Origin of the sequence: Bradyrhizobium sp. AT1 (genome assembly GCF_001590795.1) — a bacterium.
GTDB lineage: Bacteria > Pseudomonadota > Alphaproteobacteria > Rhizobiales > Xanthobacteraceae > Bradyrhizobium.
Genome location: NZ_JXDL01000001.1, coordinates 2,055,225 through 2,073,232, shown reverse-complemented (window position 1 = coordinate 2,073,232; position 18,008 = coordinate 2,055,225). Strand labels below are relative to the sequence as shown.

The window sequence follows — 18,008 nt, the reverse complement described above, 5'->3', positions numbered from 1 at the left end:
GAAACGCGCGGCTAGAGTTTTCAACCCCCAAGCAAGGATAACGACAATGACCAAGGCAGATATCCAAACCCCGACGGATCTCGGGACCAATGCGAACCGGGACATTCCCGCTGCCCTGAGGGCGCTGCTGGCAGACGTGTTTGCGCTCTATCTGAAGACCAAGAACTTCCATTGGCACGTGTCGGGCCGGCACTTCCGCGATTATCATCTCCTGCTCGACGAACAGGCCGAGCAGATCTTCGCCATGACCGACGACATTGCCGAGCGGGCGCGCAAGATCGGGGGAACGACGTTGCGGTCGATCGGGCATATCGCGCGCGAGCAGCGCATTCTCGACAACGACGCGGACTATGTCGATCCGCAGGACATGCTGGCCGAACTGCGCAGCGACAATCAACAGCTGACGCGGGAGATGCGCCGCGTCCACGAGCTCTGCGACGAATATGGTGACGTCGCCACCGCAAGCGTGCTGGAAAACTGGATCGACGAGACCGAGCGGCGGATCTGGTTCCTCTACGAGACCGGGCGGAGCGGTCCAAATGCGTAGGCAGCGGATGCGCAATGAAGCCGGCAGGCGCCGCCGGGCCTTACGGCAGTCGGCCCGGTCGGCGAGGGCCTGAGCCGTGATGATGGGCTCTACATTCACGCGGCATCGCGAGATCGCCTGGCGAGGCGGCCGGGCGACATCGACCTCGCGGTTGGTCGCCGAGGAAAGCGCCATCGCGCTCACCTACAACGGCTCGACCCATGCCGTGATGATGGGGACGCCGGCCGATCTCGAGGATTTCGGGGTCGGCTTCAGCATCACCGAGGCCATCATCGGCAGCGCGAGCGAGATCCGGAGCATCGAGCTGATCTCGAACGAGCTCGGCATGGAGGTGCGCATGTGGCTCGATGGCGATCGCGCGGCGGTACTCGCCGCGCGGCGCCGCGCGATCCGCGGACCGGTCGGGTGCGGGCTGTGCGGCATTGAAAGCCTCGAACAGGCGCGCCGCACGCCCTCGCGGGTCGAGGGGAGCGTCGTTGCCTTTCATGCGCGGGACCTGCTGAGCGCCATGCAGGCGTTGTCTCCGCTTCAGACCTTGAACCAGCAGACGAGGTCCGTTCACGCGGCCGCGTTCTGGCGTCCCCGCACCGGCATAACACTGGTCAGGGAGGACGTCGGCCGACACAACGCGCTCGACAAGCTCGCCGGTGCCATCGTCCGCGACGGCAGCTCGGCCCGCGACGGCGCCGTGCTGCTGACCAGCCGCGTTTCGGTGGAAATGGTGCAGAAGGCAGCCATGATCGGCGCGCCGGTCGTCGTCGCGGTTTCCGCGCCGACCGCGCTCGCCATCCAGACCGCGAACGAGGCGGGTATCACGCTGCTCGCCGTCGCCCGCGACGACGGATACGGCGTCTTCACGCATCCGCGTCGCGTGCTGCTGCCCGAACAGGCCGCGCCGCATGCCGGCTGCTGATCTCGGGGCTGCGACAATGGCGATGCAAGCCGTATCACCGGATCAATTGGCCGGCGCGCGCATCGAGGTCCAGGCTCCGGAACGATCGTTGCTGGTTGCTTCCCTGCTGAGCCTGTCAGGCGGCTTCCTCGACGCATATACGTGGCTCTCGCTCGGCGTGTTCGCGAGCTCGCAGACCGGCAACGTCGTCTTTCTCGGGATCGATGCGCAGTCCGGGCAGTGGCAGCGCATGCATCACCATCTGCTTCCGCTTGCAGCCTTCATCCTGGGCTCGCTGGTGGCGGTTCGCAGCCGGGCGATTCTGGGCTGCCTCGTCGGGGAGATCCTGTGTCTGGCTGCGGCGATGCTGCTGCTTCATCATGTTCCCGACGAGATCACGATTCTCGTCCTCTCGTTCGGCGTCGCGCTGCAATCGGCGAGCTTCAGGCAGGTCGGCCATTGGAAATATCTCTCGGTCACCGTCACCGGAAACATGCTTCGCGCGATCGACCAGGTCGTTGCCGGCTCTGATCGCGATGCGGCGCGCGGCGCCGGAACGATGCTCGTGCTGTGCCTGATGTTCCTGCTCGGAGCCGCCCTCGGCGGCTGCGTGACGAGGTGGCTGGGAACGTGGAGCCTCGCTCTGCCGATTGCCTGCTCTGCGTGCGTTCTCTGGCTCTGCCGCCGGCCAGGCCATCCGCGCTGAAGCCAAGGCGTCCATGCCATTCGGCAAAAGAACGTTCGTTCGCGGAAGCGTGCGGGCCATGCGGTCCGTACACTTTCGTTCATTGCCGCAAACATGCGTCCGGCATCGACTGCCATGGGGGGCGAGGGATGAACGACGTCCGCAACGAGACCGATAGCCTGGATAATGCGAAGGCCATTGGCGCGGCAACCGCTGCAGTGCCCGAGATCGACGACGGTCCGCAGCCGGCCGCACGTGTGCTGGCAGAACGCCGCTGAACGGGAGCTTGTCCGATGGATCCGACGGCTCTCCTCCTGTCGCGGCTGCAATTCGCCTTCACCATCTCGTTCCATATCATCTTTCCCGCGTTCACGATCGGGCTGGCCGCCTGGCTCACGGTGCTCGAAGCGATGCACCAGCACACCGGCAAGCCGGTCTACCGCATCCTGTTCGAGTTCTGGCTGAAGATCTTCGGCGTGGCCTTCGGCATGGGCGTGGTCTCGGGCGTGGTGATGGCGTTTCAGTTCGGAACGAACTGGAGCGTGTTGTCGCGGATGTCGGGCCCGATCCAGGGGCCGCTGCTCTCCTACGAGACATTCACCGCCTTCATGCTGGAGGCGGGCTTTTTCGGTATCCTCATCTTCGGTCGTCCCCGGGTGCCGCCGTGGTTCTACCTGTTCTCGACCGCGATGGTCGCGCTGGGAACGACGCTTTCGGCGTTCTGGATCATGGTCAACAACAGCTGGATGCAGGTGCCGACCGGCTACGTCCTGCAAAACGGCCAGTTCGTCCCCAGCGACTGGGTCCAGATCATCTTCAACCGGGTGGTCTGGGTCCGCTTTCCGCACATGCTGCTGGCGTCCTACCTCACCGGCGCGTTCTGCGTGGCCGCAACCGGCGCGTGGTATCTGCTGCGGCGGGCCTATCGCGCGGAAGCTCACGTCATGCTGCGGATGGGCCTCGCGCTTGCGGCGGTGCTGCTGCCGGTCCAGCTCCTGATCGGGCATCTCGTCGGTGACTACGTCCACGATTATCAGCCGGCCAAGTTTGCGGCGATCGAGGCGCGCTGGCACGACGAGCAGCCGGCCTCGGAGGTGCTGATCGCGATCCCCGATCCGAGCACCGAGTCGAACAGATATGCCCTGTCGATTCCGGTGCTCGGCAGCGTCATCGGCAGCATGAGCCTGACGTCGAAGGAGGTCGGGCTGACCAGCTTCGCGCCGCAGGACCGGCCGCCGGTCGTAATCCCGTTCTTTGCGTTCCGCATCATGGTCGGCTGCGGCCTCGTGATGCTCGGGCTCGCCTGGCTCGGGACCTGGCTTGGCCTCAAGCATCGGCTCGATCGGAACCGGTTGCTGCTGTGGGGCATCTTCCTCAGCTTCCCGCTGCCATGGATCGCGATCCTGACCGGCTGGTACACCGCGGAGGTCGGCCGCCAGCCCTGGACGATCTATGGCGTATTGCGAACCGCCGATGCCGTGACGCCATCCCTGACGGCGGCGGCAGCGACGGTTTCGCTGATCCTGTTCGTTGCGGTCTACGCGTTCATCTTCTCGTTCGGGACCTACTACATCTACCGGCTGCTGCGCGCCGGGCCGGCCGGGCTCGGCGGCAAGCCCCTGCACGTTCCCGTCCCCAACCGGCCGATGTCGCTCGCCGACGGGGGGCCGGCTTTGCACGGCAGTCTCGAAGCGGGAGAATAGACATGGTGATGTTCTGGGTTGCGCTGCTGGCCATCAGCATTCTGATCTATCTTCTGCTGGACGGGTTCGATCTCGGCGTCGGGATGCTGTTCGGCCTCGCTGACGGCGAGGCGAGGCGTGCGGAGATGCTGCGCACGATCGCTCCGGTCTGGGACGGCAACGAGACCTGGCTCGTCGTCACCGGCGTGATCATGTGGGGTGCGTTCCCCCTGGTCTATTCCATGCTGATGCCTGCTCTTTACATCCCGGTCGTGGTGATGCTGCTGGGATTGATCCTGCGCGGTGTCGCGTTCGAATTTCGCGGCAAGGCCTCGCGTTCGCGCCGGGTGTGGGACGTCAGCTTCACAATGGGATCATTTGCCGCCAGCTTCATGCAAGGCGCGATGGTCGGAGCGCTCGTCGAGGGACTGCAGTTCTCCAACGGTGAATATACCGGCGGAACATTCGGCTGGCTCACCGGCTTTTCGGTCCTGTGCGGGATCGGCCTGTGCTTCGGCTACGCGCTGCTCGGTGCATGCTGGCTCGTGCGAAAGTGCGAGGGCCCGGTCCGCGAAGCGACGCGGCGTCAGATCCCGTTGCTCGCGGTCGCTGTGCTGGCTTTCCTTGTGGTGGTCTTCGCGCATGCCCTCGTCGAGCATCTGCCAATCCTGCGCCGATGGACCGAGCGACCCTATCTGTTCGCGTTTCCCCTCATCGGCGCCGGCGCCGCCGCAATGCTCGCCACCAGTATCCTGCGCGGGGACGATTACTGGCCGTTCCACATGGTGGCGCTGATCTTTGCGTCGGCCTTCGGCACGCTTGCCTTGTCGTTCTGGCCCTACATGATCCCGTTCGTCGTGACGATAGACGAGGCGGCGGCGCCCCGCGCAAGCCTCGCCTTCATGTTCTGGGGTGCCGGCCTGTTCGTGTTTCCGCTGATGCTGCTTTATGTCGCCGTGGGTTATCGCGTCTTTCGCGGCAAGACGGACATGGCGGCGGATTACGACTGACGGCTGCAGGTGCGAACAGCGGAGCAAAGGAAAGGCGCCGGCTTCGGCGCCTTTCTCGTTCGGGACACTTGACGTCCTTGTTCAGGTCTTGGGCATGACGCCGGGGCCATTGACCGGCCATTGCGCGACCAGCTTCTCGTCGATGTTGAAATGCTGGGCCACCAGCTTGGGCGGCGTGTGCGTCAGCCAGTTGGAGAGCGAGACCTCTTCGTAGCGGGGTGCACGGAACACACCGATGAACTGCAGCTCGGTATCTCCGACGTTCTCGACATAGTGACCGAGGTTGCGTCGGACATAGCCGATGTCGCCGGCCGAGAAATCGGTGGTCAGCGCGTTGGGACCGGTGTCGAACACGGTCATCCGCGCCTTGCCCTTGATGTAATACTGCCACTCGTCGGCATTCGGGTGCCAGTGCATCTCCCGCACCGCGCCCGGCGGCATCGTCACCAGTGCCGCGGCGATGGTGGTGGCGACCTTGAAGTTGCTGCTGTCGGCGACGCGGATACTTCCGGCGGCACTCTCCTTGAGCGGGGCCGAGCTGCCGAGCGAATAAATGAAGGGATAGGGCGGGGCTTCTGCGTTCCTGGTGATCGCGGCGCGATCGGCGGCGAGATCGCCGGGCACCGTCCCCTGGAAGATCCAGAGATTGTGCAGCGGAATCTTCGAGAAGGTGTCGGCCGGGACGCCGAAATTCTTTGCCAGCACCTCGGGCGGAGTGTGGGCAAGCCAGTCCGTCACCAGCAGCGTGTTGAACTCGTTGGCGTGGCCGTCGTCGAAGCAGATCACGAACTCGCAGCCGTCGGGCCCGAGGCCTTGCAGCGAGTGCGGCGCCCCCGCCGGAAAATACCAGAGGTCGCCGGCCTTGAGGTCGCCGACATAGGGGCGCCCCTGCGTGTCGAGCACCGTGATGCGGCAGGAGCCGTAAGTCATGATCGCCCACTCGGCGGCCTGATGCCAGTGCAGCTCGCGGATGCCGCCGGCGGCCAGGCGCATGTTGACGCCGGAGATCTCCTTGGAGATGGCGAAATCCTCGACGGTGACTTGACGAGCCCAGCCGCCATTCTGGATGCGCTTCGGCGCGTTGTTGAACGAGGCCCAATCCATCGGCAGGCCGCCGACGTCGGTTGCGGGCGGGGTTTGTACCGAGGGAAACTGCTTGGCCAATGCCGGATTCTGCGGACCGGGATCGGTCAGGCTTCCGGGGCTCCTGGCGTTGATGGCGCCTTGCGGCGGCTCATCGGGATTGCCGAAGGTTGCAGCCTGCGCACTCGCGCCGACCATGGCGGCGCCTGCCGCAGACACGGCCAGTAGATCACGTCTCGAAAACATCTCTGGTTCCTCCTGAAATCGTTCAAAGCCCTCCGCTTCCTTGGGCTCCGGCCACGAAGCCTAGTTTCCGGTCTCCGGTTCAGCTTCCGGGAACAGCGCTCTTTTTGTCGGAATGCACTGGGACGGACCGGCCAGTTTCAGCGTACGCAATCGGAAAAATTGCCTTCGTTTTGAAAAGACAGCGATGCCCGCGCGATCCTTAACTCACCGGAATTGTCATATTGAGAGACATCGAAATGACCACGAAATCGGTTCGTCCCTATCGTGAACCCGCCGGCGGCTGGGGTGCGCTCAAGGCGCTCGGCGAGGCTCTGCTGCTGCAGGGAGTGCCGCTGAAGGGCGCGGCGACCCTGCGCCGGATGAACCAGCCGGAGGGCTTCGATTGTCCGGGTTGCGCCTGGCCCGATCCGAAGCACACATCGTCGTTCGAGTTCTGCGAGAATGGCGGCAAGGCGGTCGCCTGGGAGGCGACATCGAAGCGCTGCACGCCGGAATTCTTCGCCGAACATACCGTCACCGAGCTTGCGGGCTGGAGCGACTACGAGCTCGAAATGGTCGGCCGGCTCACCCACCCGATGGCCTACGATGCCGCATCCGACCGCTATCTCCCGGTGCAATGGAGCGATGCGTTCGAGACGATCGGGCGCGAGCTCCAGGCGCTGCCTGATCCGAACATGGCGGAGTTCTACACCTCGGGGCGGACCTCGAACGAGGCCGCCTTCCTCTATCAGCTGTTCGTGCGCGAATACGGCACCAACAATTTCCCCGACTGCTCGAACATGTGCCACGAGGCGACCAGCGTCGGTCTGCCGCACTCGCTCGGCGTCGGCAAGGGCACCGTGCTGCTGGAGGATTTCGACAAGGCCGATTGCATCTTCATCTTCGGCCAGAATCCGGGCACCAACAGCCCGCGGATGATGACGAGCCTGCGCAATGCGGCGCGCCGCGGCGCCTCCATCATCTCGTTCAATCCGTTCCGCGAGCGGGCGCTGGAGCGCTTCCAGGCGCCGCAGAGCCCGGTCGAGATGATCACGCTGTCGTCGACGACGATCAGCTCGAAGCTGTTCCAGGTGCGGGTCGGTGGCGACGTCGCCGTCCTCAAGGGGATCATGAAGATACTGGTCGAGGCGGACGAGTCCGCCCGCGCGGCTGAGCAGCCGGAGATTCTGGACTGGGATTTCATCCGCGGCCACACGCTCGGCGTCGAGGCTTTGATCGACGACCTTAAGCGCACGCAATGGCCCGATATCGAACGTCAGTCCGGCCTGACGCGCGAAGACATGGAATATGCGGCCGGCGCCTATATGAAAGCGGAGCGGGCCATCCTCGTCTACGGCATGGGCGTCACCCAGCACTGGCGCGGCGCGAGCAACGTCCAGCAGATCGCGAACCTTGCTCTGTTGCGCGGCAATGTCGGGCGCAAGGGCGCCGGCGTCTGCCCGGTTCGCGGTCATTCCAACGTGCAGGGCGATCGCACCGTGGGTATTACGGAGGTTCCCAAGGCGGACTTCCTCGACCGCCTCGAGCAACGCTTCGGCTTCAAGCCGCCGGCCGCGCCGGGACATAACGTGGTGACGGCGCTGGAAGCGATGATCCGCGGCGAAGTGAAGGCCTTCTTCGCGATGGGCGGCAATTTCGCCGCGGCCATTCCGGACTGGCAGGCGACCCGGGCGGCGCTCGGCAAGCTCGATCTCACCGTCCACGTCTCGACCAAGCTCAACCGCAGCCACCTGATCCACGGCCGCGCCGCCCTGATCCTGCCGTGTCTCGGCCGCACCGAGATCGACGTCCAGGAGACGGGACCGCAGTCGATCACGGTGGAAGATTCGATGTCGATGGTGCATGCGTCCGGCGGACGCAACAAGCCGGCGTCGGAGCACCTGCTCAGCGAGATCGCGATCATCGCCGGCGTCGCCAAGGCGACGCTGGGCGGGCGCACGGTGGTGGATTGGGACGCGTTCGTCGCCGATTACGACCGCATCCGCGATGCGATCGAGGCGGTGTTCCCGATCTTCCAGGGCTACAACTCCCGCATCCGCGTCCCCGGCGGATTCCATCTCACTTCGACGGCGCGCGAACGCATCTGGGCGACGCCGTCGGGCAGGGCGAATTTCCTGGTGTTTCCGGGCTGCGGCGAGGATCCGCCGCTGAGTGACGACGATGTCCTGTGGCTCACCACCATACGCAGCCATGACCAGTACAACACCACGCTCTACTCGATGTCCGATCGATATCGCGGCGTGTTCGGCCAGCGCGACGTGGTGTTCCTCGACGAATGCGAGTTGAAGAAGCGTGGGCTTGCCGACGGCGATCGCGTCGACCTGATCACCGCCTCGACCGACGGCGCCGAGCGGATCGTGCGCAACTTCCGCGTCGTGGCCTATTCCTTTCCGGCCGGCTGCTGTGCGGCGTACTATCCGGAGACCAATCCGCTGGTGCCGCTGTACGCCCGTGACCCCGTCAGCTTCACGCCCTCATACAAGGGCGTGCCGATCCGCCTGGTGCGCTCGGCTGGCACCGAGTAATTGAAGCATCGCCGGAAGACCGGATTGTTGCCAATCCGTCGCCACGGATGTCGGCAGGGTGAACCAGAAGCGGGCGCCCCCATGGGCGGCGCTGCGCTCCGCGCCGATCCGGCCTCCATGGGCTTCGACGATCGAGCGGCAAATGGAAAGTCCCATCTGCCGAAGCTCCTCTTTTGCGTTTTCGCGGCACCTTTGCCGAAAACGCACGAAACTCCGATCGGACGACTAGGCCATCTCAATGGCTGGTCTTGTCACGCCGAAGCGCCGCTCGAACTCGGCCACGTCGACAACACCGCGCCGATGGGTGCCGTCGCCGATCTTGCGGTCGCCGTCCCAGGCCTCGACCTCGAACAGGACGCTCCTGGCTTCGACCGCGACGACGCGGGCGATCGCGCGCACCGAGCGGCCGACGGGTGTCGCCGCCAGGTGGCGGACATTGACCATCATTCCGACGCTGACATGGCCCGCCGGCAGAAGCGGCGCAACCGCCGATCCGGCGGCCATCTCCATGTGCAGGATCATCGTCGGCGTGCCGTAGACTGCCGGCATTCCCGGGACCACATGGCCGACCGTCATCTCGGGTGTGACGGTCACCAGCTTCTCCGCCGTCGCGCCGGCGGTCACCTTCTCAAGCGGATTCATGGCTCAGTCCCGTCTCTGCCTCGGTCGTGGAGGGGTTGGAGGGCGCATCTGCGTGCGGCGCGCGCCCGGTGATCCAGTTGCTGAGCCGGTCGAGATAGAGATAGACCACCGGCGTGGTGTAGAGCGTCAGCACCTGCGACAGCATCAGGCCGCCGACGATCGTGTAGCCGAGCGGCTGGCGCAGCTCCGCGCCGGTCCCGCTGCCGATCATCAGCGGCACACCGCCCAGCAGCGCCGCCATCGTGGTCATCAGGATCGGGCGGAAGCGCAATGTGCAGGCCTGGTAGATCGCCTGTTCCGGACTGAGCCCCTGCTGGCGCTCCACCTCGAGGGCGAAATCGACCAGCATGATGCCGTTCTTCTTGACGATGCCGATCAGGAGAATGATGCCGATAATGGCGATGACGCTGAGATCCGTGTGGACGGCCAGCAGCAGCAGCAGGGCGCCGATGCCCGCCGAGGGCAGCGTCGACAGGATCGTGATGGGATGGATCAGGCTTTCGTAGAGCACGCCGAGGATGATGTAGATCACGATCAGCGCCGCCCCGATCAGCAGCGGTGTGCCTCGCAGTGAGGACTGAAAGGCCTGCGCGTTGCCCTGGAACGAGGTCGACAACGAGGCGGGCTTGTTGGTTTCCGTCTCGATCTTCTGGATCGCCGCCACGGCATCGCCCAGCGCAACGCCGGGCTTCAGGTTGAACGAGATCGTCACCGAAGGAAACAGGCTCTGGTGATTGATCAGGATCGGCGCCGGCTTGATGACGGCGTGGACCAGTGTGCTCAGCGGGACCTGCTGGCCGGTCGACGAGTTCAGGTAGATGTCCTTGAGCGCCTCGGGCCCGTACTGAAAGCGCGGATCGACCTCCATCACGACGTGGTACTGGTTCAGCGAAGTGAACATGGTGGAGACGATGCGCTGGCCGAAGGCATCGTCGAGCGCATTGTCGATCGTGGTGGGCAAGATGCCGAAGCTCGAGGCGACCTCGCGATTGACGGTGACCTCCAGACGCGGGCCGGCATTGGCCTGGTCGCTTGCGACGTCGGTGATGAGGTCGAGCGCGCGGAGCTTATCCAGGAAGATCGCCGACCAATGGGTGAGCTCGCTGGAATCGGCGTCCGTCAACGTGTACTGATATTGCGTTTTCGACAGGCGCGCGCCGATCGTGATGTCCTGTGCCGCCTGCATGTAGAGCGTGATGCCCTGGATGTGGGCCAGCTTTGGCCCCAGCCGCGCGATGATCTGGTCGGCGCTGGCCTTGCGCTCCGGCTTGGGCTTCAGGACGATGAAGATGCGCCCCTGGTTGAGCGTTGCCGTCGGTCCGCCCGGACCGATATAGCTCGCCACCGACTGGATCGCGGGGTCTTTCGAAAGGATGCCGACGATCGCCTGCTGGCGTTCGGACATTGCCGGGAAGGAGATGTCCTGGGCGGCCTCGGTGATGCCGACGATCTGTCCGGTGTCCTGCTGCGGGAAGAATCCCTTCGGGATGATCACATAGAGGTAGCCCGTCAGCGCGATGGTCGAGAGCATGACCAGCAGCGTCGCGAAACGATGGCGAAGCACGACGCGAAGGCCCCGCGCGTAGAGCGCGAGCAGGGCATCGAAGCCTCGCTCGAACAGCAGATAGACCCGGCCGTGCTTCCTTCGTGAATGGTCCTTCAAGAGGCGCGCGCACATCATCGGCGTCAGGGTGAGCGAGATGATCAGTGAGAGCAGCAGCGAGGCGGTGATCGTAACGGCGAATTCCTGGAACAGCTTGCCGACATAGCCGCCCATCAGGAACAGCGGAATGAACACCGCGATCAGCGACAGCGTGATCGAGACGATCGTGAAGCCGATCTCACTGGAGCCTTTGAGCGCGGCCTCCAGCGGTGTCATGCCCTGCTCGAGGTGGCGCACGATGTTCTCGATGACGACGACGGCATCGTCGACCACGAAGCCGACGGCGATCGACAGCGCCATCAGCGAGAGGTTGTCGAGGCTGTAGCCGAGCACGTAGAGGACCGCGAACGTTCCGATCAGCGCCAGCGGAACCGTGATTGCCGGGATGAGGGTAGCCCAGAAATTCCGCAGGAACAGGAATATGACCATCACCACGAGCGCGACCGTCAGCAGCAGCGTGAACTGGACGTCGGAGACCGCGGCGCGGATGGTGGCGGTGCGATCGGCAGCGACCGTCACCTTGATCGCGGGCGGAACGGAGGCCTGCAGTTGCGGCAGCAATTTCTTGATGCGGTCGACCGTCTCGATGACGTTGGCGCCGGGCACCCGCTGGACTGCGAGGATGATGGCCCGCTCCTTGCCGTACCAGCCGGCCAGGAGATCGTTTTCGGGCGCCTCGATCGCCGTCCCGACGTCGCGTATCCGCACCGGCGAGCCGTTGCGATAGGCGATGATGAGATCGTCATAGGCCGCGGGCTTCAACAGCTGGTCGTTGGTGTTCAGGGTGTAGGTGACACGCGGACTGTTCAGCGTGCCCTTGGGCAGGTCGACATTGGCGCCAGCGATGACGTTGCGGACGTCTTCGAGGCCGATGCCGCGGGCGGCAAGCGCCTGCGGATTGACGCGGATGCGGATCGCGGGCTTCTGCTGTCCGCCGATGCCGACGAGACCGACGCCGGGAACCTGCGATATCTTCGGCAGCAGGATATTCTCTGCATAGGCGTCGACCGTGGTGAGCGGCAGCGAGTCCGACGTCAGCGCGAGCAGCATGATCGGCGTCTCCGCCGGATTCACCTTCCTGATCGTCGGCGGGTAGGGGATGTTCGGCGGCAGGAAGGGGCTAGCGGCATTGATCGCGGCGAGCACGTCTACCGCCGCGCTGTCCACTGTGCGCGTTAGCTCGAACTGCACCGTGAGCTGTGCCACGCCGAGCGCACTTGACGAGGTGAGCTGCGTGATGCCGGGGATCTGGCTGAGTTGCTGCTCGAGCGGCGTGGCGAGCGAGGAGGCGATGGTGCCGGGATCGGCGCCGGGCAGTTGCGCCGAGATCTGGATGGTCGGATAGTTGACGTTCGGCAGCGCACCGACAGGCAGCAGCGGATAGGCCGCAAGGCCGCACAGCAGCACGCCGGCCATCAACAGTGCGGTTGCGATCGGCCGCAGGATGAAGGGCGCGGAAAGGTTCATGGGATCGCATCCTGCACGGCGCTCTGCAGGTCGGCTTCACGCGCGGCCTTGCCGTGCAGCTCATGAACGCGGCTGCCTTCCGCCAGGCGATACTGGCCGTCGACCACGACGACGTCGCCCGGTTTCAGCCCCTGGTCGATCAGGGCCTGTCCGTCGCTGATCTGCGCGACGTGGACGGGCCGCAGGGCGACCGTCTGGTCCTTGGCGACGACATAGACATAGCTGCCATTCGGGCCTTGTTGCACGGCCGAGCCGGCGACGGTGAGCGCATCCTTCTGAATCTCGAGCAGCAGGCGTGCGTTCACCAGCTGGCCCGGCCAGAGCCGATGTTCTTGGTTCGCAAACACCGCCTTGAGCTGGACGGTGCCGGTGGTCCCTGCGATCTCGTTGTTGACCAGCAGCAGCGTGCCCTCACCGAGCTTCATCTTGTTGTCCTGGCTGTAGGCGATGACCTTCAGCTCGCCCTTTGCGGCGTGCTGCTGGATCACGGGGAGGTCCGTTTGCGGCAGGGTGAACAGCAGCGAGATCGGCTCGATCTGAGTGACGACGACGAGGCCGTTGGGATCGGTCGGGTGAATGACGTTGCCGACGTCGATCTGGCGAACGCCGGTGATGCCGGGAATCGCCGACGTCAGGCGCGTGTAGCTGAGCTGGACATTGGCCTCGTCGATCTGGGCCTGGTCCGCCTTCACGGCGGCCTTGAGCTGCGCCACCTGCGCGGTCTGCGTCTCGATCAGCTGCGGGGTCGCATAGCCCTTGTCGCCGAGCTGATTGTAGCGGGAGAGATTGGCCTCGGCATTGGCGAGCTGCGCCTGGTCCCTGTCGCGATTGGCGGTCAGCTGCTCGATCTGTGCTTCGTAGGGCCGTGGATCGATCTGGGCGAGCAGGTCGCCGGCCTTCACCGTCTGTCCTTCGGTGAAGGCGATCTTGACGATCTGTCCTTGAATCTGGCTTCGCACCACGTCGGTGTTGTAGGCGATCACCGTGCCGATGCCGCGTAGATAGATCGGAACGTCCTTGCCCGTGACGGTCGCGGCGACCACGGGGACTGCGGCGGGCAACGGCGTGGCCGTCACGGCCGCCTTCCGGTCGATGCCGAGAAACCAGAAGCCTGCGCCGCCGAGGATCACGACGAGCGTTACGAGCGCAATGGTGAGGTTCCGCTTCACGGTGTGATCGTCCTTCTTGATCTCAGGGATTGCCGGAGCCGACGATTGGGGGCATGTCGACTGTGGAAGTGGGGCCGGGTACCGGCACGGTCGGACTGATTCCGGCGCTGCCGATCTCGGTCGAGCCCAGCGGGATTCCGACGCGCCCAACCGTCGAGGTCGAGGGCAGGGGCGAGGCAGCGATGCTGCTGCCCGTGCAATCGGTCGATGAGGGGCCGGAGAGCCCGCCGCCGTCGAACAACGCGCCTGATGACGCGCTGTCGCTCGATGGAGGACAGCCCATCATGCTCTGCATTGGATTGATCGGAGAGATGCCGGGCGTTGCGATCTCGGTCGATCCCAGCGGAATCCCCACGGGCCGCGTGGATTGCGGGTTGAGCGGCGACGTCGCGAGCATGCCGGCAGGCGGCTGCAGTCCCGGTACTGTTGTCTGAGCGATGGCTGCGCCCGGGACCAGCCACAGCATGCCGGTCGCAAGCACCAGATTGGTCCGGAATAGTCGGCGTGGCGGCGACCTGCGTGCGGCGGTCTTGCTTGATGAGTGCTGTTTGCGCATGGAGGATACTCCATCTGACTTGCATCGACGCTAGAAAGTTGCGATCGAGCCGGTATTTCCAGAACGCACGCCTTGCTCTCCGGCGGCACGACCACGTTGCCGCGTCACCAGTCGCTCCCGAAACGGCCTGCTATCTCAGGACAGCCCGCACGCGTGCGATCTCCCGGCTGCACGTGGCGGCGTCGCCGTTGCGATCGGCCGCTCGTGCGCGGTCGAGCGAATCGAGCGCCTCTATGAAGCCGGTGTCCTTGCCGCCCTCGGCTCGCGCGAGCGAGCGGGGCGTCGGCTGATGGCTGCGCAGCGCGTTGAGACTCTCCGGCTTCCAGCCATGGGAGCCTGCGTCCTTCTCGATGGCAAGATCCAGCTGGGCCTGCGCTTGCGCGATGTCGTCCGCGCAGGCTCGCGCATGCGCGGGGACTGTTGCGCACGAGAGCATGAAGCAGGCGATCCGGCACTTCGCGATGAATGACATTGTTCGATCCTATGCTCAGATTTCGACTGACGTCGGAAACGTTGTCGTGAATGACAGAGCACGCATCGAACGTCTTTCGCGTATGAACGCCGGCCGTTCACGCTTGCGAGAGATCATGTCAGGGATTTCAGCATGCATTGACGTGGTCGTCGGTTAGGATGGACCGGCGTGCGAAGTGGCAATGACAGTTATTTGCCGAAATACCCAGGCGAGCGGCGACGACTAGTGTCGCGTCATTCCAACCCGGAGTGATCCCGACATGAAAACCCTCAACGCTGGCCTCGCCTTCGCTGCCGCTCTTTCCCTGTTCGCGACCGTCACCCCGGTGCGCGCGGAGCCCCTGAAGAACATCGTCCTCGTGCACGGCGCCTGGGTGGACGCGTCCGGCTGGAAGCCGGTTTACGAAATCCTGACGAAGGAGGGCTTCCGCGTCACGATGGTGCAGGAGCCCGAAACGTCGTTCGCCGACGATGTCACGGCGGCAAAGCGGATTCTCGATCTCCAGGACGGCCCGACGCTCCTCGTCGGCCACAGTTATGGCGGCTCGATCATCACCGAAGCCGGCGTTCATCCGAACGTCGCCGGTCTGGTCTACGTCGCGGCGCACGCTCCCGACGTCGGCGAGGACGAATCCGCTCTGGGCAAGAAGACGCCGAGTGTGCTCGGCAAGACCGAAGGCGTCATCAAGATCACGCCCGACAAGTTCACCTATCTCGATCCCGTGCAATTCCCGAAGCTGTTTGCGCCGGATCTGCCGCGCGAGCGCGCCGAGTTCGTTGCGCGCTCCCAGGTTCCTGCCGCGGCGCAGGTGTTCAGCACGCCGCTGACGGCGGCTGCGTGGAAGACTAAGCCGAGCTGGGGAATCGTCGCCGGCGGCGACCAGATCATCAGTCCGGATCTCGAGCGCTGGTATTACGAGCGCGCCAAGAGCCAGACCACCGTGATCCCCGGCGCCAGCCACTCGGTCTACGAGTCCCATCCGAAGGAAGTGGCGGCCGTCATCGCACGCGCCGCGCGGAGCATCCAGCAGCAGCCCGCGACGCGCTGAAACCCTTTTGCCGGTTCTGACGCACGATCGGCAAAACGAAGGTCGGCGGAAGCGACAGCACTTCCGCCGACCTGATTGCACGATCCGGAGGACAATCATGAGCGCGATCCAGACGGGCAGCACTGTTCTGAACTGGAGCGTCACCACGATGAAGCGAGCCGGCCCGCGCGCTGGATGATTTCAGGGGGCCTAAGGGTGTCCACGCCCTTGTTAGTCTCGACGCCTGGCTCGAGCCGTCTTCTCGAAAAAAAGGGGCCGTCCCTTGGGGGAGGACGGCCCCAAGATGCTCGTTAGCCCAGGGAGGAGGAAGGCTCGAGCGGTGACTTGGGGGGGCTCAGTCACCTAGCACGCACATCATCGCCGATCCGGTCGCACAAGTATTTCAAGAACCCCCGACTGTTTGTCATTTCGCATGCGTCACGGGAAATCAGTGGGCATCACGTGAGCCACGAACTTGGATGTCGAAACCGGCTCGGGCCGCCTCAGCGAAGCCGAAGCATTCCGGCAGGCGCAGCGCCAGCGTGCGGGCGTGTCATCCGTGATCCGCTTGAAGACGGTGGAGAAATGCGCCTGGGTGGAGAATCCGACGGTCAGCGCCACCTCGACGAGAGGCATCTTTGAATTCGCCAGCAGCGATTTCGCACGCTCGATGCGCTGATGCAGCAGATACTCGCGCGGCCGATATCCAGTCGCAGCGCGAAACTGGGCTGCGAAATGCATCCGGGACAGACCTGCGACCTCGGCGAGTTCGGACAGGCTGATATGGTGCTCGAAGTGCATCCCGACATATTCCTCGACGCGCCGCAGCCGCCATTTCGGCAGGGCATTTACGCGCGCGGGCGGCAGCTCGCGCCGGGCAAGGTGCATGGCCAGCGTCTGGCCGATACACCGTGCGAAGTCCGGGTCGGCCGAGTGGCCGCGTTCGGTCAGCGCTTTTGCGAGCTGTTCGGCAAAGGGGTCGCGAAGCAGGATGAGGTCGTTGAGGTCTTCGGAAAGGGCATATCCAGCTCCAGGCCGCCGGGGCGGAAAATAGTTGCTGGCGGAAACGTGGAAGTGGAGGAAATCGCAGGGCGTGCTGAATTGCGCACTGAGCTGCTGCGACGGCGCGCCGATATACAGCGTGCCAACCGGCATGACGCCGTCGAAGATGGTGCGACGGCCTCTGGTCAGCCTGGCGCGGGTCGTCTTCAAGGCGATGCCGAAGAAGTATTGGTCCGCGGGTGTCGTCGCATCTTCGTGGCTCATGCCCGTTTGTGGGCTGGTCCAGCGCGAGATCATGATGTCGTCGGACGCGCTGCGGGCCGCCTCGGACAGCTGACGCCAGCTCCGTTCAAGCGGGAAGGCGCGGGTCTCGCGCGGCCAGGCGGGTTCGCGGCGGGTGGGTCGATACGTCGTCCTGGCGCCGGCCGCTTGCATGTCTGTGAGCATCGTTCGTCCCCTTGTCTTGAATTCCGGTGCCGTCTTGACGGCTGCCGAGGGCGTTTGGTCGATGCTTGAACGATAGGTGCGATATCACCGCAGGGCCCGTTAAGGATGCTGAAGCGGTATTAGATTTTGCAAATGCGAGCGGGCCACAATCGCCGGACAGCCTGATTAAGCTGAGCGGAATCATACGGATGCGCTGTGAGACCCGATGTCGGTGCTACCGGCCCAGACGGTCGGGCGCAGGCCCTGATTCAGGTCAGGCGCGCCGTGGCGTCAATGCCGGGGGCGAGGCCCGGCGCGATCGTCTGTGCCGGGGGAACTGCGGATTCGTGCGAATAGGAAATCGCTTGCGTCTCGGGGCGCTGCTGGTTCACGGCCTGCAGGCAGTTTGCGCGCGGCGGATCGCCCGCGCCGAACAGCTATTTCGAGGAAACCAAGATGGCCCGCTGAGCCGTAGCGCGAAACGGACGCTGGACTACGGCGTCTGGCCGGCCAGCGCCTCTTCGAGGCAACGGATGATCTCGTCGCCGCTGGAAGGCTTGCCGAGATAGCAATGCGCGCCCGCCGCCATCACGCGCTGGCGCACCGAGTCGCTCGGAAATGCCGTCATGAAGATGATCGGAAAGCGCCGGCCGGAGGCGATCAAGCGGGCCTGAAGTTCGTCGCCGGTGATGACGGGCATCTGGACGTCGGCGATCATGCAGGCCGGGTCGTCTTCAGGCGGCTTTCGCAGGAAATCCACGCCAGACTCGTAGGCACGGGCATCGTAGCCCAGCGATCGCACGAGGCTCGCAAGCGAGGTGCGAACGCCTTCGTCGTCGTCTACGATCGCGATCACCGGGGTCTTGGCCATTGGCACACAATCCTGACCGCGGTGTTCCGCAAGGAGGGCATCT

The 18,008-nt window shown here is 64.7% G+C and carries 16 protein-coding genes and 1 pseudogene; 9 read left to right on the top strand and 8 right to left on the bottom strand.

Features of this window, described 5'->3' with window-relative positions; genetic code table 11:
• The first annotated feature begins 46 nt into the window (after positions 1-46).
• The 6 genes from SE92_RS10020 to cydB all read left to right on the top strand — a co-directional run bounded on the left by SE92_RS10020 (position 47) and on the right by cydB (position 4,816).
• Complete coding sequence (locus tag SE92_RS10020; protein ID WP_063195554.1) at positions 47-547, top strand: Dps family protein; 501 nt, start codon at positions 47-49, stop codon at positions 545-547.
• Positions 548-626: 79 nt separating this feature from the next.
• Positions 627-1,460 (top strand): formate dehydrogenase accessory sulfurtransferase FdhD, encoded by an 834-nt coding sequence (fdhD, locus tag SE92_RS10015; RefSeq protein ID WP_084251783.1) that lies wholly within the window; start codon positions 627-629, stop codon positions 1,458-1,460.
• 22 nt (positions 1,461-1,482) lie between these two features.
• A complete protein-coding gene (locus SE92_RS10010) occupies positions 1,483-2,145 on the top strand; it encodes a YoaK family protein (RefSeq protein ID WP_245324516.1) in 663 nt (220 codons plus the stop codon).
• Between the two features lie 128 nt (positions 2,146-2,273).
• Positions 2,274-2,402 carry a hypothetical protein gene (locus tag SE92_RS37355; protein ID WP_283806762.1) on the top strand — a complete coding sequence of 43 codons (129 nt, stop codon included), beginning with the start codon at positions 2,274-2,276 and terminating at the stop codon, positions 2,400-2,402.
• A 15-nt stretch (positions 2,403-2,417) separates the two neighbouring features.
• On the top strand, positions 2,418-3,827 hold the full coding sequence (locus SE92_RS10005) for a cytochrome ubiquinol oxidase subunit I (protein WP_063195551.1): 1,410 nt from the start codon (positions 2,418-2,420) through the stop codon (positions 3,825-3,827).
• A gap of 2 nt (positions 3,828-3,829) precedes the next feature.
• On the top strand, positions 3,830-4,816 hold the full coding sequence (cydB, locus tag SE92_RS10000) for a cytochrome d ubiquinol oxidase subunit II (protein ID WP_063195550.1): 987 nt from the start codon (positions 3,830-3,832) through the stop codon (positions 4,814-4,816).
• 81 nt (positions 4,817-4,897) lie between these two features.
• Here cydB and SE92_RS09995 read toward each other — a convergent pair whose 3' ends face one another.
• Positions 4,898-6,145 carry an oxalate decarboxylase family bicupin gene (locus SE92_RS09995; protein WP_063195549.1) on the bottom strand — a complete coding sequence of 416 codons (1,248 nt, stop codon included), beginning with the start codon at positions 6,143-6,145 and terminating at the stop codon, positions 4,898-4,900.
• A gap of 236 nt (positions 6,146-6,381) precedes the next feature.
• On the opposite strand from SE92_RS09995, the gene SE92_RS09990 reads away from it, so the two are divergent.
• Complete coding sequence (locus SE92_RS09990; protein WP_063195548.1) at positions 6,382-8,670, top strand: FdhF/YdeP family oxidoreductase; 2,289 nt, start codon at positions 6,382-6,384, stop codon at positions 8,668-8,670.
• On the opposite strand, the pseudogene SE92_RS34905 reads toward SE92_RS09990, so the two are convergent.
• The 4 genes and pseudogenes from SE92_RS34905 to SE92_RS09975 form a co-directional block, all read right to left on the bottom strand.
• Positions 8,620-8,874: pseudogene (locus SE92_RS34905) on the bottom strand (ATP-binding protein); the annotation flags it as partial. The gene SE92_RS09990 and the pseudogene SE92_RS34905 overlap by 51 nt on opposite strands.
• 21 nt (positions 8,875-8,895) lie before the next feature.
• A complete protein-coding gene (locus SE92_RS09985) occupies positions 8,896-9,312 on the bottom strand; it encodes a thioesterase family protein (RefSeq protein ID WP_063195547.1) in 417 nt (138 codons plus the stop codon).
• Positions 9,299-12,442 (bottom strand): efflux RND transporter permease subunit, encoded by a 3,144-nt coding sequence (locus tag SE92_RS09980; protein WP_063195546.1) that lies wholly within the window; start codon positions 12,440-12,442, stop codon positions 9,299-9,301. Before SE92_RS09980 ends, SE92_RS09985 begins: the two co-directional genes overlap by 14 nt.
• Positions 12,439-13,611 carry an efflux RND transporter periplasmic adaptor subunit gene (locus SE92_RS09975; protein WP_063195545.1) on the bottom strand — a complete coding sequence of 391 codons (1,173 nt, stop codon included), beginning with the start codon at positions 13,609-13,611 and terminating at the stop codon, positions 12,439-12,441. The genes SE92_RS09980 and SE92_RS09975 overlap by 4 nt, the downstream gene beginning before the upstream one ends.
• A gap of 53 nt (positions 13,612-13,664) precedes the next feature.
• Here SE92_RS09975 and SE92_RS09970 point away from each other — a divergent pair, with 53 nt between their 5' ends.
• Complete coding sequence (locus SE92_RS09970; RefSeq protein WP_157095281.1) at positions 13,665-14,045, top strand: hypothetical protein; 381 nt, start codon at positions 13,665-13,667, stop codon at positions 14,043-14,045.
• A gap of 252 nt (positions 14,046-14,297) precedes the next feature.
• Here SE92_RS09970 and SE92_RS09965 read toward each other — a convergent pair whose 3' ends face one another.
• Positions 14,298-14,639 (bottom strand): hypothetical protein, encoded by a 342-nt coding sequence (locus tag SE92_RS09965; protein ID WP_063195544.1) that lies wholly within the window; start codon positions 14,637-14,639, stop codon positions 14,298-14,300.
• Between the two features lie 259 nt (positions 14,640-14,898).
• Between SE92_RS09965 and SE92_RS09960 the strand changes: the two genes are divergently transcribed.
• Positions 14,899-15,687 (top strand): alpha/beta hydrolase, encoded by a 789-nt coding sequence (locus SE92_RS09960; RefSeq protein ID WP_063195543.1) that lies wholly within the window; start codon positions 14,899-14,901, stop codon positions 15,685-15,687.
• Positions 15,688-16,104: 417 nt separating this feature from the next.
• On the opposite strand, the gene SE92_RS09955 is transcribed toward SE92_RS09960, so the two are convergent.
• Both SE92_RS09955 and SE92_RS09950 read right to left on the bottom strand, forming a co-directional pair.
• A complete protein-coding gene (locus SE92_RS09955; RefSeq protein ID WP_063195542.1) occupies positions 16,105-17,115 on the bottom strand; it encodes a helix-turn-helix domain-containing protein in 1,011 nt (336 codons plus the stop codon).
• 472 nt (positions 17,116-17,587) lie between these two features.
• The gene (locus SE92_RS09950; protein ID WP_063195541.1) at positions 17,588-17,965 is read right to left on the bottom strand and encodes a response regulator transcription factor; all 378 of its coding nucleotides are present in this window, start codon (positions 17,963-17,965) and stop codon (positions 17,588-17,590) included.
• Positions 17,966-18,008: the final 43 nt, after the last annotated feature.